14 protein-coding genes are annotated in these 15,814 nt (G+C 68.2%); 2 read left to right on the top strand and 12 right to left on the bottom strand.

Translation table 11 applies throughout. The features are described from left to right. Nucleotides 1-27: 27 nt before the first annotated feature. The 8 genes from gmk to pyrR all read right to left on the bottom strand — a co-directional run bounded on the left by gmk (nt 28) and on the right by pyrR (nt 9,910). Nucleotides 28-912, bottom strand: coding sequence for a guanylate kinase (gene gmk, locus JSQ98_RS02700; RefSeq protein WP_200330954.1), 885 nt, complete (start codon nt 910-912; stop codon nt 28-30). Nucleotides 913-983: 71 nt separating this feature from the next. Continuing rightward, the gene (gene pyrF, locus JSQ98_RS02695) at nt 984-1,853 is read right to left on the bottom strand and encodes an orotidine-5'-phosphate decarboxylase (protein WP_211648250.1); all 870 of its coding nucleotides are present in this window, start codon (nt 1,851-1,853) and stop codon (nt 984-986) included. Further along, nucleotides 1,850-5,140 (bottom strand): carbamoyl-phosphate synthase large subunit, encoded by a 3,291-nt coding sequence (gene carB, locus JSQ98_RS02690; protein WP_211648248.1) that lies wholly within the window; start codon nt 5,138-5,140, stop codon nt 1,850-1,852. Before carB ends, pyrF begins: the two co-directional genes overlap by 4 nt. A 4-nt stretch (nt 5,141-5,144) precedes the next feature. Next, nucleotides 5,145-6,350, bottom strand: coding sequence for a glutamine-hydrolyzing carbamoyl-phosphate synthase small subunit (gene carA / locus JSQ98_RS02685; protein ID WP_211650383.1), 1,206 nt, complete (start codon nt 6,348-6,350; stop codon nt 5,145-5,147). A gap of 35 nt (nt 6,351-6,385) precedes the next feature. Beyond that, a complete protein-coding gene (locus JSQ98_RS02680) occupies nt 6,386-6,940 on the bottom strand; it encodes a PH-like domain-containing protein (protein WP_211648246.1) in 555 nt (184 codons plus the stop codon). Continuing rightward, nucleotides 6,937-8,337, bottom strand: a complete 1,401-nt coding sequence (locus JSQ98_RS02675; protein ID WP_211648244.1) for a dihydroorotase — start codon at nt 8,335-8,337, stop codon at nt 6,937-6,939. Before JSQ98_RS02675 ends, JSQ98_RS02680 begins: the two co-directional genes overlap by 4 nt. Further along, nucleotides 8,334-9,305 carry an aspartate carbamoyltransferase catalytic subunit gene (locus tag JSQ98_RS02670; protein ID WP_090148620.1) on the bottom strand — a complete coding sequence of 324 codons (972 nt, stop codon included), beginning with the start codon at nt 9,303-9,305 and terminating at the stop codon, nt 8,334-8,336. Before JSQ98_RS02670 ends, JSQ98_RS02675 begins: the two co-directional genes overlap by 4 nt. Continuing rightward, nucleotides 9,302-9,910 carry a bifunctional pyr operon transcriptional regulator/uracil phosphoribosyltransferase PyrR gene (pyrR, locus tag JSQ98_RS02665; protein ID WP_211648242.1) on the bottom strand — a complete coding sequence of 203 codons (609 nt, stop codon included), beginning with the start codon at nt 9,908-9,910 and terminating at the stop codon, nt 9,302-9,304. The genes JSQ98_RS02670 and pyrR overlap by 4 nt, the downstream gene beginning before the upstream one ends. A 311-nt stretch (nt 9,911-10,221) precedes the next feature. On the opposite strand from pyrR, the gene JSQ98_RS02660 reads away from it, so the two are divergent. Continuing rightward, on the top strand, nt 10,222-11,052 hold the full coding sequence (locus tag JSQ98_RS02660; RefSeq protein WP_211648240.1) for an endonuclease domain-containing protein: 831 nt from the start codon (nt 10,222-10,224) through the stop codon (nt 11,050-11,052). Between the two features lie 108 nt (nt 11,053-11,160). Here the strand turns inward: JSQ98_RS02660 and nusB are convergent, their stop codons facing one another. Beyond that, on the bottom strand, nt 11,161-11,577 hold the full coding sequence (gene nusB / locus JSQ98_RS02655) for a transcription antitermination factor NusB (RefSeq protein ID WP_090148616.1): 417 nt from the start codon (nt 11,575-11,577) through the stop codon (nt 11,161-11,163). Nucleotides 11,578-11,583: 6 nt separating this feature from the next. Further along, the gene (gene efp / locus JSQ98_RS02650; RefSeq protein WP_090148613.1) at nt 11,584-12,147 is read right to left on the bottom strand and encodes an elongation factor P; all 564 of its coding nucleotides are present in this window, start codon (nt 12,145-12,147) and stop codon (nt 11,584-11,586) included. Nucleotides 12,148-12,278: 131 nt separating this feature from the next. Between efp and JSQ98_RS02645 the strand changes: the two genes are divergently transcribed. Next, nucleotides 12,279-12,845, top strand: a complete 567-nt coding sequence (locus JSQ98_RS02645) for a thioesterase family protein (protein ID WP_211648238.1) — start codon at nt 12,279-12,281, stop codon at nt 12,843-12,845. A 6-nt stretch (nt 12,846-12,851) separates the two neighbouring features. Here the strand turns inward: JSQ98_RS02645 and JSQ98_RS02640 are convergent, their stop codons facing one another. Together JSQ98_RS02640 and JSQ98_RS02635 are read right to left on the bottom strand one after the other, a co-directional pair. Then, nucleotides 12,852-13,715 carry a hypothetical protein gene (locus JSQ98_RS02640; protein WP_346728706.1) on the bottom strand — a complete coding sequence of 288 codons (864 nt, stop codon included), beginning with the start codon at nt 13,713-13,715 and terminating at the stop codon, nt 12,852-12,854. A 98-nt stretch (nt 13,716-13,813) separates the two neighbouring features. Continuing rightward, nucleotides 13,814-15,805: a VWA domain-containing protein gene (locus JSQ98_RS02635; RefSeq protein ID WP_211648236.1), complete on the bottom strand. Its 1,992-nt coding sequence runs from the start codon at nt 15,803-15,805 to the stop codon at nt 13,814-13,816. Nucleotides 15,806-15,814 lie beyond the last annotated feature (9 nt).

Below are 15,814 nucleotides of genomic sequence, written 5' to 3'. Positions count from 1 at the left end.
AGGTCCACCCTAGCGCTTGCGCGTCGGTTATCCGTCGTCGCCGCGCATCAGTTCGACGAGACGCGCCGCAGCGCGCGGCACTTCATCGTTGACGATCACCTCGTCGAACTCATCGGCCGCGGCGAGCTCCACCTTCGCGGTTTCGAGGCGCCGCTCTCGCTCCGCCTCGTCTTCGGTGCCGCGTCCCACCAGACGCTCGACGAGCTCGTCCCAGCTGGGAGGAGCGAGAAACACGAGCCGAGCTTCGGGCATGCTCGCGCGCACCTGTCGCGCCCCCTGCAGATCGATCTCGAGCAGCATGAGCGCTCCGCGCTCGGCGGCCTCGAGCACCGGTCGCCGCGGGGTGCCGTACCGCGACTGATTGTGCACCGTCGCCCACTCGAGCAGTTCGTCTGCGGCGAGCATCCGATCGAAGCCTTCGTCATCGACGAAGAAGTAGTGCCTGCCGTGCTCCTCGCCCGGGCGAGGAGCACGCGTCGTCGCGGAGACGGAGAGCTGCACCTCTGGGTAGTGCTCGCGAATGTAGGTGGCGACGGTCCCCTTGCCGACCGCCGTCGGCCCCGCGAGCACGGTCAGCGGTGGCCTGGGCCCGATGCGGCCACTGCCCGTGCGTTCCCGCACGAACGACTCGAGACGGTCGCGCTGCAGTTTGCCGAGGCCTCCGAGCCTCTTGCGTTCGGAGATGCCCAGTTCTTCCCGCACCCGTTCGGCTTTGACCGAGCCGATGGCCGGGAACGACAGCAGGAAATCGGTGATGCGCAGCGACGCAGCCGGTGTGTCGGGGAGGCGGGACTGCTCGAGCACGCGGAACGGCGACACCTCGCCCGAACGCAGTCGCCGCTTCAAGTCGGCACGCGCCTGTCGTGCTGCGATCGCAGCACGGTTCGCCGCCACACGATCCACCTCTGGCATCGTCCGAGCAGTCGTCACCGTGTCACTCCCTCGTCGTCTCCGTGTGCGTCCAGTGCGCAATGCGTCATAGCCTAGGCCGGTTCGCCGCTCAATGCGAAGCGAACCGCTGCTGCACGCTCGCGAATCCGCTCGCTCAGCCCGTTCGGCCCCCCGTTCAATATGCTGCGCGACTCGTTTGCGAGGAGCGCGTGCCCGATGCCCCCGAAGATGGCGCCGGCTGCTTCGATACGTGCCCCCTGATGCCCGAATCCGGGTGCGAGGACCGGGAGCGACGGTCCCGTTGGGCGCTCAGCCGTATCGATTCCGAACGCTGCGAGATCGAGCGTCGCGCCGAGCACGACGCCGACACTGCCCACTCCCCCTTCGCCGCCGTGCGCTGCGTTCCAAGCCGTCGCGTCTTCCACCATGGCCGCAGCGACGCTGCGACCATCGGCGCGTCGGGCCTGCTGCACCTCAGCCGCCTCCGCGTTCGAGGTGGCTGCGAGCACGAACAGGCCCTTCCCGTCACGCTCCACGCGTTCGAGCGCGGACGTGAGCGTCCCGAACCCCTGATACGCGACCACCGTCATGGCGTCCGCCTCGAGCGGCGACCCCGGTGCCAACCAGGCGTCGCCGTACGCCGCGAAGCTCGAGCCGATGTCGCCGCGCTTCACGTCGGCCACCACGAGCAGGCCGGCGGCTCGCGCGTCCTCGAATACGCGCTCGAGTGCCGCGAACCCCGCCGAGCCGAAGCGCTCGAAGAACGCGATCTGCGGCTTCACGCAGGCGGCGACGCCGGCGGCTGCCGCAACGACGTCGCGCCCCATGCGCTCGGCGCCTGCGGCGTCGTCACCGACTCCCCAATCAGCGAGCAGCGGGCCGTGCGGGTCGATGCCGGCGCACAGGTGCCGGCCCGCGGCGAACTCCGCCGCGAGCCGGTCCCCGAACGAACGGTGCGTCATCGAGCGGCCAGAGCAGCGTCGCGGTCGGTCTGGTACTCCTGCAGCGACTTCACATCGAACCCGCTCCGCTGCGCGGAGATCGCCCCGACGGCAGCTGAGAGCTCCGAGACGGTGGTGAAGATCGGCTTGTCCGCCGCCACCGCCGCCGCACGGATCTCATACCCGTCGGCCCGGGCCGAGCTGCCCGACGGCGTATTGATGATCATGTCGATCTCGCCGCGGTTGATGAGATCGACGATCGTGTCGCCCTCGGCGACCGCGCTGTGCTTGCGCACGACCTCAGAGGCGATGCCGTTGCGGCCGAGCACCACCTGGGTGCCCTGCGTGGCCAGGATGCGGTAGCCGAGCTCCTGCAGTCGGAGCGCTGGCAGCACGATCGAGCGCTTGTCACGATCGGCGACCGAGAGGAACACCGTCCCGCTCTCGGGCAGTGCACTGCCCGCAGCGGCCTGGCTCTTCGCGAACGCGGTCGGGAAGTCGCGGTCCATGCCCATGACCTCTCCCGTCGAGCGCATCTCGGGTCCGAGCAGCGAATCGACCACCAGTCCCTCGTGCGTGCGGAAGCGCTTGAATGGCAGCACCGCCTCCTTGACCGCGATGGGCGCGTCGATGGGCGCGCGCGAACCGTCGCGCTCCGGCAGCAGGCCCGATTCGATCAGTTCGGCGATCGTCTCGCCGGCCATGACCCGCGAGGCGGCCTTGGCCAGCGGAATGCCGAGCGCCTTCGAGACGAAGGGCACGGTACGCGATGCGCGCGGGTTCGCCTCGAGCACGTACAGCACGCCCTGGCCGATGGCGAACTGCACGTTGAGCAGCCCGCGCACGCCGATCCCCTCGGCGATGCCGAGCGTCGCCTCGCGCACGCGCGCGATCTGGTCGTGGCCGAGCGTCACGGGAGGCAGCGTGCAGCTGGAGTCTCCCGAGTGCACGCCGGCCTCCTCGATGTGCTCCATCACCCCGCCGACGTACAATTGCTCTCCGTCGAAGAGCGCGTCGACATCGATCTCGATCGCGTCGTCCAAGAACCGATCCACGAGCAGCGGATGGCCCGGTCCGACAAGAGCGTGGCCCTCGATCCGGCCGAAGTACCCGCGGAGCGATTCGGTGTCGTACACGATCTCCATGCCGCGGCCGCCGAGCACGAACGACGGGCGCACGAGCACGGGGTACCCGATCTCCTCGGCGATGCGGATCGCCCCCTCCTCGTCGATCGCGGTGCCGTTGCGCGGCGCGAGCAGACCGGCGCGGTCGAGGATGCGGGAGAACGCGCCGCGCTCCTCCGCGAGATCGATCGCTTCGGGGGTCGTGCCGAGGATCGGGATCCCCGCGTCCTTGAGCGGCTGCGCGAGACCCAGCGCCGTCTGGCCCCCGAGCTGCACGACGACGCCGAGCAGTTCTCCGGACGCCTGCTCGGCGTGGATGACCTCGAGCACGTCCTCGAGCGTCAGCGGCTCGAAGTAGAGGCGATCCGAGGTGTCGTAGTCGGTCGACACGGTCTCGGGATTGCAGTTGATCATGATCGTCTCGTACCCGGCTTCGGAGAGCGCGAACGAGGCGTGCACGCAGGAGTAGTCGAACTCGACCCCCTGCCCGATGCGGTTGGGCCCCGAGCCGAGAATGACGATCTTCTTGCGATCGCTCGCCGCGACCTCGGTCTCGAAGTCGTAGGACGAGTAGTGATACGGCGTCAGCGCGGGGAACTCGCCCGCGCAGGTATCGACGGTCTTGAACACGGGGCGCAGTCCGAGTCCATGGCGCAGGCCTCGGATCTCCGACTCGGAGACACCGCGAAGCGACGCGATCTGCACGTCGGAGAAGCCGTGATCCTTCGCCTCTCGCAGCACGTCGAGTGTGAGCTGCGGTGAGCGCTGCACCATCTCGGCGACCTCGTTGATCAGCTGGATCTGGTCGAGGAACCAGGGATCGATCGAGGTCGACTCGAAGACCTGCTCGATGGTCGCGCCGAGCCGCAGCGCCTGCTGCACGTCGACGATGCGGCCGTCGGTCGGGCGCTTGATCGTCTCGAGAATGTCATCGACGGTACGCGACTCATCCCCCCAGTGGAACGAGGAACCGCGCTTCTCCAGCGAGCGCAGCGACTTCTGCAGCGCCGTGGTGAAGTTGCGGCCGATCGCCATGGACTCGCCCACCGACTTCATGGTCGTCGTGAGCGTGTCGTCGGCGGCCGGGAACTTCTCGAATGCGAAGCGCGGCGTCTTCACCACGACGTAGTCGATCGACGGCTCGAAACTCGCCGGCGTCTTCTGCGTGATGTCGTTCGGGATTTCATCGAGACGGTACCCGAGGGCGAGCTTCGCGGCGATCTTCGCGATCGGGAATCCCGTGGCCTTCGACGCGAGCGCCGAGGAGCGGGAGACGCGCGGGTTCATCTCGATGACGATGATGCGGCCCGTCGCGGGGTCGACGGCGTACTGGATGTTGCAGCCGCCGGTGTCGACGCCGACGCGACGGATGATGTCGATGCCGATGTCCCGCAGCTTCTGGTACTCGCGGTCGGTCAGCGTGAGCGCGGGTGCGACGGTGATCGAGTCGCCGGTGTGCACGCCCACGGCATCGACGTTCTCGATGGAGCACACGACGACCGTGTTGTCGGCCGTATCGCGCATGAGCTCGAGCTCGTACTCCTTCCAGCCGAGGATCGACTCTTCGAGCAGCACCTCGCTGGTGGGGCTGTAGTGCAGGCCGTCGCCCGCGATGCGGATGAGGTCCTCTTCGTTGTAGGCGAATCCTGAACCGAGGCCGCCCATCGTGTACGACGGGCGCACGACCAGCGGGTAGCCGAGATCCTTCGCGAACTCCTTCGCTTCTTCGAGCGTGTGCGCGATGTGGGAGCGCGCAACCTCTGCCCCAGACTCGATGACGAGGTCCTTGAAGATCTGCCGATCCTCACCGCGCTGGATCGCCTCGACCTTCGCCCCGATGAGTTCGACGCCGTGCTTCTCGAGGATCCCGAGATCGTGCAACTGGATCGCGGCGTTGAGCGCGGTCTGGCCGCCCAGCGTCGGCAGGATCGCGTCGGGGCGCTCCTTGATGATGATCGATTCGATCACCTCAGGAGTGATGGGCTCCACGTAGGTGGCATCGGCGAAGTCGGGGTCCGTCATGATCGTCGCCGGGTTCGAGTTCACGAGGATGACGCGCACGCCCTCCTCGCGGAGCACGCGGCAGGCCTGGGTGCCGGAGTAGTCGAACTCGACCGCCTGGCCGATGACGATCGGGCCTGAGCCGATGACGAGTACTGAGTTGATGTCTGAACGCTTGGGCATCGGGTCAGGCCTCCTGGGCGTGTGCGCCGGTCGAACGGGTGGAGCGGCTCGAGACCAGCTCGCGGAAACGGTTGAAGAGGTAGAAGGCGTCGTGCGGGCCCGCGGCCGCCTCCGGGTGGTACTGCACCGAGAACGCCGGGATGTCGAGGCATTCGAGCCCCTCGACGACCTGATCGTTCAGGCTGAAGTGGCTCACCTGCACGCGGCCGAAGCCCTCAGGCGCGTCGATCTCGCCCTCGATGGGGGCGTCGACGGCGAAGCCGTGGTTCTGAGCGGTGATCTCGACGCGACCGGTGCGCTTGTCGAGGACGGGCTGGTTGATGCCGCGATGACCGAAGGGCAGCTTGTAGGTGCCGAACCCCAGCGCACGGCCCAACAGCTGGTTGCCGAAGCAGATGCCGAAGTACGGCACTCCGTCGCGCAGCAGCTCGCGGAGCACGTCCACCTGCAGATCGCTCGCGGCGGGGTCGCCCGGTCCGTTCGAGTAGAAGAGCGCGTCGGGAGCGATCGCGCGGATCTCCTCGAGCGACGTCGATGCCGGCAGCACCGTCACGTCGAAGCCGTGCTCGGAGAGGTAGTGCACGGTCGCGCGCTTGACGCCGAGATCGAGCACCGCGATCGATCCGACGCGATCCACCCCTGCTGCGGCCGGTACGTCGTAGCGCTGGGGCGTCGTGACGAGCTCCGACAGGTTCTTGCCGGCCATCGGTTCCTGAGCGCGCACCAGCGCGAGCTGCTCATCATCGGAGAGATCGAAGTCGGCGCCGGAGAACACCCCGGCGCGCATCGCGCCCGCGGATCGGATGTGACGGGTGATCGCGCGCGTGTCCACGCCCGAGATGCCGACGACTCCGTCCTCGACGAGGTCCTCGTCGAGTGAGCGCTCGGCTCGGAAGTTCGACACGCGGCGCGCGGGATCGCGCACGATGAATCCGGCGACCCAGATCTTGCGCGACTCCATGTCGTCGTCGTTCGCACCGGTGTTGCCGATGTGCGGGGCCGTCATGAGCACGATCTGCCCCGCGTAGGAGGGGTCGGTCAGCGTCTCCTGATACCCGGTCATTCCGGTCGAGAAGACGACCTCGCCGAGCGTGCGTCCGGTCGCCCCGTATGCGCGCCCCACGTATCGTCGCCCGTCTTCGAGCACCAGCACTGCCTTGCCCGTCGGCACTGCAGCGGCCGGGGGCGCGGTGACGCCCTGGGGCGCCACGGCGTCGTTCGCCGTCGCTTCGGTCGTGTTCGTAGTCACGCATCCTCCTGGGTGGTGTGGGAAATGGAATGGGTGTGCGGGCCGGTGGCGAGCGGAGTCTCACCGGCGGGGATGATCTGGGCGACGGCATCGGCGAACCTCAACTGGTCGGCGGCCTGCGAGAACCTGAAGCTCGACTCGACCTCCGACCCGTCGGCCGCGCGCCACTGGAGGAGCGAGAGGCCGTCGCGCTCGACGGCCTTCCCGACTCGTCGACTTGCGACGCCGCTGCCGAGCAGCCGCTCGGCCGGCAGGTGCACCTCCGGCTCGCCGGTGACGGCGATGGTGGCGCCGTCGGTGCGCAGTGTGAGGTCGGCGAAACCCTTGAACTGCAAGCCCGGGATCGACAGACGATCGAGCGGTGCGCCGACCGGCGTCGTCGAGACGTAGCTGACTCCCGGGAAGGTGCCGAGCACCATTCCCACGAGAGCATCGCCGTGCTCGGCGAAGGCGCGGTGCCGACGTGCTCGACCGCGCCAGCCGAGCCACATCGCCAGCAGTACGAGCGCGGCGATGGCGATCATCAGGAAGGCGAAGCCGGTGCGGCTCACTTCGCGCCTCCGAGCTGGCGTGCGGCAGCAGCGACGGTCTCCGGCGCCACCACCCGACCGTCGTCCACCGTGAGGTACCCGCGTCGCAGAGTGTATGCCACCCGCCCGGGCAGTTCCATGCCGAGGAACGGCGAGTTCACGCTCTGGCCGCGCAGATGGTCGGTCGAGAACGTACTCGTGCCGGACGGGTCGACGAGCACGATATCGGCTGGCTGCCCGACCTCGATCGCCGTCGGGTGCCCCTGGAGGCGTCCGATCCCCGCCGGACGCTGCGAGAGCAGCGCTTCGAGCTCGGCCCAGCTCGCGTTGGCCTCCTGCACGAGCGTGAGCAGCGCGATCGGCAGCGCCGACTCGAGGCCCACCATGCCGAAGGCCGCGGCATCCCATTCGCAGTCCTTCGCCTCGACGGGGTGCGGGGCGTGATCGGTCGCGATGATGTCGATGATGCCGTCGGCGACCGCAGCGCGGAGGGCAAGCACATCCTCCTCCCGACGGAGGGGAGGGTTCACCTTGTAGCGCGCGTCGTAGCTGCGAGCGAGTTCCTCGGTGAGGATCAGGTGGTGCGGCGTGACCTCGGCGGTGACCTGCACTCCGCGGGCCTTGGCCCAGCGGATCACCTCGACCGACCCGGCGGTCGAGAGATGGCAGATGTGGAGCCGCGCGCCGATGTGCTCGGCGAGGAGCACGTCTCGCGCGATGATCGACTCTTCGGCGACCGCCGGCCACCCCTTGAGACCGAGTTCGCTCGAGAGTGCCCCTTCGTTCATCTGGGCGCCTTCGGTGAGACGCGGATCCTGCGCGTGCTGGGCGATGACGCCGTCGAAGGTCTTCACGTACTCGAGCGCCCGTCGCATGAGCAGCGGATCGTGCACGCACTTGCCGTCGTCGGAGAAGACCCGCACCGCGGCACGCGAATCGGCCATCGCGCCGATCTCGCTGAGACGCTCGCCCGACAGATCTTCCGTCACGGCGCCGATCGGGCGCACCGTCGCGTATCCCGCCGCGTCTCCGAGCGCCTGCACCTGCTCGACCACGCCCGCCGTGTCCTGCACCGGCAGCGTGTTCGCCATTGCGAAGACGCTCGTGAATCCGCCTGCCGCGGCGGCGCGCGTGCCCGTGAGCACGGTCTCCGACTGCTCGAAACCCGGCTCACGAAGATGCGTGTGCAGGTCGACCAGGCCCGTCAGCGCGACGAATCCGTCGGCTTCGATGACGCGCTCCGCGTCTCGCGGCGCGAGCCCGCCGGCCGCCTGCGTCGCGCGCTCGACGATCACGCCGTCCGCGATGCGCAGATCGACAGCGGCGGCGTCACTCACCTGCTGCCCACGCTCGGTCAGCGCCGCGGCGAGGCGCGCCCCGCGGATGAGAATCCCGTTCGCCGGGTTCGTGTGCGTCATGCTTGCTCCGTTCGCTCGCCGGAAAGTAGAAGATACAGTGCCGCCATCCGCACGGAGACGCCGTTCGCCACCTGCTCGAGCACCGTCGAACGGTGCGAGTCGGCGGCGCCGGAGGAGATCTCGAGGCCTCGGTTCATAGGGCCCGGATGCATCACGATCGCGCGATCCTGCAGACCGGAGAGCCGGGTGTCGTCGAGTCCCCACACCCGGGCGTACTCGCGCTCATTCGGGAAGAACGCCGCGTGCATGCGCTCGCTCTGGATGCGGAGCATCATCACGACGTCCGGCTGCTCCTCGCGCAGCGCCGTATCGAAGGAGTGATGGACGGTGACCGGCCACGTGCGGGCGCCGTACGGCAGAAGCGTCTCGGGAGCGACGAAGCTCACGTGCGCGCCGAGGGCGTTGAGCAGCCAGAGATTCGATCGCGCCACTCGGGAATGGGCGATGTCTCCCACGATCACCACGGAGACGCCGTCGAGGTCGCGGCCGCGGCTCGCCTCACCGCTCTGCGACGCACCGAAGAGGCGGCGCCGCATCGTGAACGCGTCGAGCAGTGCCTGCGTCGGATGCTCGTGCGTACCATCGCCCGCATTCAGCACGCCGGCATCGATCCAGTTGCTCGCGGCGAGCTTGGCGGGTGCGCCGGAAGCGGGGTGGCGGATGACGACGCCATCAGCGCCGATCGCCTGCAGCGTCTGCGCCGTGTCTTTCAGCGACTCCCCCTTCGAGACGGAAGAACCCTTCGCGCTGAAGTTGATGACGTCGGCGCTGAGCCGCTTCGCCGCCGCTTCGAACGATATGCGGGTGCGCGTCGAATCCTCGAAGAAGAGGTTCACCACGGTCTTGCCCCGCAGCGTCGGCAGCTTCTTGATCTCGCGCTGCTGCGTCGCCGCCATCTCCTCAGCGGTGTCGAGGATCAGGATCGCCTCATCCCGAGAGAGGCTGCGCGTATCGAGCAGGTGCCTCATGCGATCGGCTCCGTGCTCGCTCCGGGCTCGGCGCTGGCATGGGCGTCGCCGCTCGCGTGGACGTCGACTCGGTCCTCCGAGGTGATCGTGACCTCGTCGCTCCCGTCGTGCTCTTCGAGACGCACCGCAATACGCTCGTGCTTCGCGCTCGGCAGATTCTTGCCGATGTAATCGGCGCGGATCGGAAGCTCGCGGTGGCCGCGATCGATGAGCGCCGCGAGGCGCACGGCCTGCGGGCGGCCGTGGTCGTTCAGCGCGTCGAGCGCGGCGCGCACGGTGCGACCGGAGTAGAGCACGTCGTCGACGAGTACCACCGTCGCTCCGTCGACGCCCGCCGCCGGCATCTCCGTCGGGCGCGGGGCCCGCGTGGGATGCTGGGCGAGGTCGTCGCGGTACATCGTGACGTCGAGGCTGCCGACGGGAACGTCATGGCCCTCGATGCGCGAGATGATGTCGCCGATGCGCCTGGCGAGCAGGCTTCCGCGAGTCGGAATGCCGACGAGAACGAGCCCGTCGACGCCCTTGTTCGCTTCGATGATTTCGTGCGAGATTCGAGTCAGCGCGCGCGAGATCTCAGCACGTTCGAGTACTGTTCGCGTTCCCATAACCGAGCCCCCCTTCCCCGCCTCACGGGACGGAACTTAAAGAAAAGCTTGCAACCGCTCCAGTCTATCGCATGCGAGGCGGTGCTTCGTCTCTGCTGCATCAGCCGACCCTCGGCGTTGTGCAGTGCACCCGCCATCAGCGTTCCGCAAGGACGGGTGGGTGGTCACCTGCTTGCCACACGCGGATAGCAGCGCGAACCGTTCCCACGGTTCGTCGCCCCCACATGCCTGAATGCCCCGGACGCGAGAGCTTATCCCCAGAGTTCGGGGCCCACCGTCGCTCGGCGCGCGCGAACGCACAAACTGTGCAGATGCCTCGTTCAGACACTCCGCGACTTCCCGCGGGCGGCGTAACACGCTCGTCGCTGCTGCTCAACGCCGGCTGGTCGCGGCATCAGCTGGACCGAGCTGTCGGTGCAGGGCTGCTCACTCGGCCGAAGAAGGGTCGGCTTGCGCGCCGAGATGCCGATCCGGCACTCGTCTACGCCGCGACTCATGGCGTCATCATCAGTTGCGTATCCCAGGCGAAACGGCGAGGCCTGTGGGTGCCTCACCACGATCGGTCGCATGCGGCCGTGCGCGTACCCGGGAGAACCGATGCCGGGAGCACTGTCCTCCATTGGCGGGCGCCCCTGCTGCAACGCGAACCGCACTCGCTCGAAGATCCCATCGAGAACGCGCTCGACCTCGTGGCGCATTGCCTGCCGTTCGAAGACGCGGTGGCTGTCTGGGACTCGGCCGCCAACCGCGGGATCATCACGAGGCAGCGAATGGCGCGTCTCCCCCTGCGGGGGTCGGCGCGCGCGGTGCTCGCCGCCCTCGACCCGTTCGCTGATTCAGGGCTCGAAACCTATGTGCGGCTGCGCACCCAGTGGCTTCGCGTCCGGTGTGTCTCGCAAGCCTGGATCGCGGGACATCGCGTCGATTTCCTGTTCGGGGATCGCCTCGTACTGCAGATCGACGGCGGCACTCACGTCGGACCGCAGCGGACCCGCGACAACGAGCACGACGCCCAGCTCCGATTGCTCGGATACACGGTCATCCGAGTGGGGTACTTCCAGGTAATCGATGACTGGCCCGCAGTCCAGCACCTGCTCGTGGAGGCGATTGCGCAGGGCCTTCACCGCGCCGCGGCGCACTGACAGCGGGCGCGCGACCCTCCGGACGCGAGGAATCCGCGTTCTGCAAGCTCGCTGCGTTGAACGATAGCTTGCGGAACGCGGAAATCTTGCGCAGCGCGGCGTCGGGCGTCAGGCGTCGGCGTGATCCGCGATCTTGCCGAGCACGCCGTTGACGAAGCGACCCGAATCGTCGGTCGAGTACTCCTTGGCGAGTTCCACCGCCTCGTCGATGGCGACCGCCGCCGGCACCTCCTCGTTGAAGAGGATCTCCCAGGATGCGAGCCGCAGCAGCGCACGGTCGACGTGCGGCATGCGCTCGAGCGTCCATCCCTGGGCGTAACTCATGATGAGCTCATCGATGCGATCACGATGATCGGTGACCCCGTCGACGATCTCACGCGCGTAGAGCCAGGATGCGGCGCGATCGGGTTCGCTCGACGCGCGCTGCGCCTCGGCGTTCACGATCACCGCGATCGACTCGTCACGCAGGTCGGCCTGGTACAACATGTCGAGGGCGCGCTTGCGCGCCTTAGTACGTGCAGACACCGAGGACTAGTCGTTGACACGGCCGAGGTAGTCACCCGTGCGGGTGTCGACCTTGACCTTCGTGCCGGTCTCGAGGAACAGCGGGACCTGGATCTCTGCACCGGTCTCGACGGTAGCGGGCTTCGTTCCGCCGGTCGAGCGATCGCCCTGCAGACCCGGCTCGGTGTACGTCACTTCGAGCACCACCGACGACGGGAGCTCGAGGTACAGCGGGTCGCCCTCGTGCAGCGCGATCTGCACCTGGAGGTTCTCGAGCATGAACTTCGCGGCGTCGCCGACGACGGCACCGGAAACGGTGAGCTGATCGTAGTCGGACTGGTCCATGAAGACGTAGTCTGCGCCATCCTGGTACAGGTACTGGTAATCACGACGGTCGACGTTCGCAGTCTCGATCTTCGCGCCAGCGTTGTAGGTCTTGTCGATGATCTTGCCCGAGACGACGTTCTTCTGCTTCGTGCGAACGAACGCGCCGCCCTTGCCCGGCTTCACGTGCTGGAACTCGACCACGCTCCAGAGCTGGCCGTTCTCTTTGATGACGGTGCCGTTCTTGATGTCGTTCGTACTGGCCATGCAGTGATTCTCCGGATTCTATAAAGTTCGAGCGCCTGAATACGCGCCGAACCAGCATACATGCCGCGCTTTTTGCATGCTTTGCACAATGGCGAGGTTTCAAGCTTGACGATCCCTCTAAGCTCTCCCCCATGCACATGTTCTTCCGCACGCTCTGGCACCAGTGGTTCGTGGGTCGGCGCGGCCCGAAGCTCGGCTTCGAGGGCGTCTCGCGTTCGCGTTTCCGCGTCTGGCCCACCGACCTCGACATCCTCCGCCATATGAACAACGGCAAGTACCTCTCGATCATGGACGTCGCACGCTTCGATCTGATCCAGCGCAACGGGGTCTGGCAGCTGTTCGCGCGCGAACGCTGGTACCCGGTGGTCGTCGGGCAGACGATCTCGTACCGCAAGTCGCTGAACCCGTGGCAGCGGTTCTGGATCGAGTCGCGCATTCTCGGCTTCGATGACCAGGCGGTGTACATGGAGCAGCGCTTCGTCCGTCCCGATACGCAGCGCCGGCCCGACATTCATGCTCGGGCCGTCGTGCGTGCCCGGATCCTTCGCCGATCGGGCGGCGTCGTGCCCGTCGCCGAGATCATCGAGAAGAGCGGGGCCGACCCGAGCAAGCTCATCGTCCCCGATGACGTGCTCGCCTGGGGGCGATCCACGCGACTTCCGTCCACTCGCGTCGACGCCATCAGCGTCTGGGAGTAGCGGCGCTCACGCCAACGGAGCGCGCGCACCGAGATGCGGCCCCTGGTTCCCGACCTCCCGGCAGGTGATCCGGATCGCCCGTTCGCTCTCGTCGTACACGTGGCGGGCCGCGAGACGCCCGCCGGCGAGCGATCCCTCCAACCAGGTGAAGCTCGCCGCGTCGAAGAGGGGAGATCCGCTCGCGACCAGCATCAGTTGGAGCATGAGCACCTCGGGCAGCGTCACATGCGGGCCGTGCGAGAACCCGAGCCCGAGCACCGGCGGCCGCGCACCCGAGGGCACCAACCGCAACGTCCACGCCCGCCCCTGCGCACGTGCCGCAGGGATGCCAGGCGGCGGGGTGTCGAGTGCGTCGAACTCCCGTTCGGCCTCTGTCGCGAGCAGCAGCGGCGAGTCCCCGGTCGAGCCGATGGCGAGCGGTGCGTTTCCGTCGTGCGGTGCGTCAGCGAGCGCCTCGGCCGCGCGTTGGAACGCGGTCTTCCAGACGGCAGCTCCGCATCCGAATGGCGTCGGCACCGCAGTGAGCGAGCGATCGGCCGCCAGCGCGCTCCCCAGTCGTCCAATATCGGTCCCGGCATCGACGAACGCCTCGATCTCCGGCATCTCGATGTCGAGCCACCCGCAGGCGATTCGGGCTGATGCGAAATGCTGCTCAGCGCGACGCGCTCCCTCCGTCTCCGCGACGTCCGCGAATCCCGCGTGCGGCATGAGCCTCGCCGCTGCAGCGTCGAGGCGCGCGTCGAGCGACGCCGCGGCGCTCGGCGCTGCGTGGCGGGTCGCGGCTGCGTCGAGTTCGCTCGCCAAGTCGGGAAACAGCGCGCGAATGAGCTCGACGCGATCGTTCGTTCCGTGCCGATCGAAAGGCTTCACGTCCATCTCCATTCACTGCGCTCCCGCATTTCTCGGCACCGATCCCCCGGTCTGACGCCCGGCGATTCAGAAGGGTGCGCGGGAGCCGCACCTTCACGCTAGCGGGTCCTGCGCTCCACTTCGTCGAGCACGAGGCTCTGCAGCACCTCGGGCAGCGTGCGCACGTCGAGCACGGTACGTCCGTTCGGGGCGTAGCGCGACTCGAGGTCGCCCGGCCCGATCCCGATGCCGTGCACCTCGACACCCGCCGACCGCAGGCGACGCAACGCGTGCTCAGCCGCGGTCGGATCGTTCGATCCTCCGTCGCTCACGAGGATCACGATGCGTCGGCGCTCCCTGCCGTCGGCTGCGCCCCCGTCCGAGTGCTCTGATTCGCCCAGGCCGAGCTGGTCCGCGGCTGCGCGCAGGGCTGCACCGTCGTTCGTGGACCCGCGCGGAACGCGAATCGCGCCGTGCACCGCGCGGCGCACCGAATCGTCGAGCCCGCTCGACAGCGGTTTGACCACATCGACGGCTGAGTCGAAGACGACGAGCGCGGTGCGAATGTCGAGATCGAGCGCAGCTCCCCCACCGCGTTCAGCGGCCTCGATGTCACGTGCCACCCCAGCGAGGGCCTCCGTCATGATCAGCATCGTGTCGGCCGCTGCTTCTGCCACGGCACCCTGCATCGAAGCGGAGCGGTCGACGAGCAGCACGTAATCGGTGCTTCCCGCGCGGCGCGTGCGGCGCGCGCGCATCGCCCGGTCACGGAAGGCGCGCGGCCGTGGCTGGCCAGCGCGAGACTCGGCGACTGCTGCGGCCAGCGAGTCCGCAGCGAGGTCATCGCCCTCCGGGCGAGGCCGGGCATCCGGCACGCGACGCGAGGTCACACGCTCGGCGATCACCTGCGCCCACACGGCGCGCATCCGCTCGATCGCGTCCGCGAGTGAGGCCGCTCGCCCGCGGTAGTCGGCGAGTTCGGTCTCGGCGAACCCGCCCGCCGATCCTCCGCTCGCTCCATGCAGCGGCTCTGCAGGCTGCGCGGAATCGTTCGCGGGTGGCGGCGCCTCGGGCATCAGCCCGCGATCATCAGTGCGCCCGCCGCCGGGCATCGGCGTCGACAGCATCCGTTCCACGAAGGCTGCCTGCTGGGACGCGAAGAGGTCGGCGCCCTCGGCTGTCTCGCGACCATCGCCGGCGCGAGCTCGCTCCTCCTCCGTCTCGCCTGCCTCGCCGTCCCCGTCAGATGCGTCGGGATCCTGGTCGGGCTCGTCACCATCCCGCTCATCTCCTTCTGCATCTGCGTCACCATCTCCCGCGTGCTGCCCCCTCGACGACAGCGCCGTCTCGGGTGCCGGTTCGTCGTCGGCGCCGCCCGCTCCGCTGTGGGCGTCGAGTCCGCGTTCAGCGGCGTCTCGTGCCGCGAGTTGCTCGTAGGCGCCGAGCAACCAGGCGACTGCGCGCTCAAACCTGAGCACCGCGCTCCGCTTCGAGTCGGGCGCCATCACGCGCCGGAACGTCCGGAGTTGATCCAGCATCTCGTGCTCAGCCCGCCCGCTCGCATCTCGGTGCGCGTCGATTGGCAGCAACTCGCTCCAGGCCCGCCGTACGTCGATGTGCGTGCCCGCCAACACCGTATGAGCGTCGGCGGCGCCTGCGACTCCAGCGCGCAGGACGACGGCGATCCACTGCAGGTGGCGCGGCCACGTCGTGACGTCCGACGGCACGCTCCGATGCGTCGCCGCGAGCAGTGGCGCGCGCAGACCAGGCATTGCGGTGAGCAGTTCACTCATCGCCTGCACACGGTACACCGCATCGAACAGGGGCGTTGCGTCGGGCCGAACGCGAGTGAATGACGCGCGTCGACGAGCGCGGGCGGGTTCGACGCGATTGTTCCGAGGCCCCTCCCAGAGATGCAGAAAGGCGAGCGCCACCGCCTCGGACTCCGAATGCCCGCGCACGCCGTACCAGCCGAGACCGACCCGGAGTTCCCGGTCCGTGAGTTCCCAGACCTCATCATCCGTGACATGCACCGGGATCCCGATCACCGCGCCGACCCCTTCGAGTCGGGCACGCAGCCCCGTGCCCATCAGGTGCTCGTTCACGGCCATGCTCACACC

Origin of the sequence: Leucobacter manosquensis (assembly GCF_018304845.1) — a bacterium.
Classification (GTDB): Bacteria; Actinomycetota; Actinomycetes; order Actinomycetales; family Microbacteriaceae; genus Leucobacter; species Leucobacter alluvii.
Note: the sequence above shows the minus strand (reverse complement) of the source record. Positions and strands in the feature narration are given on the sequence as shown.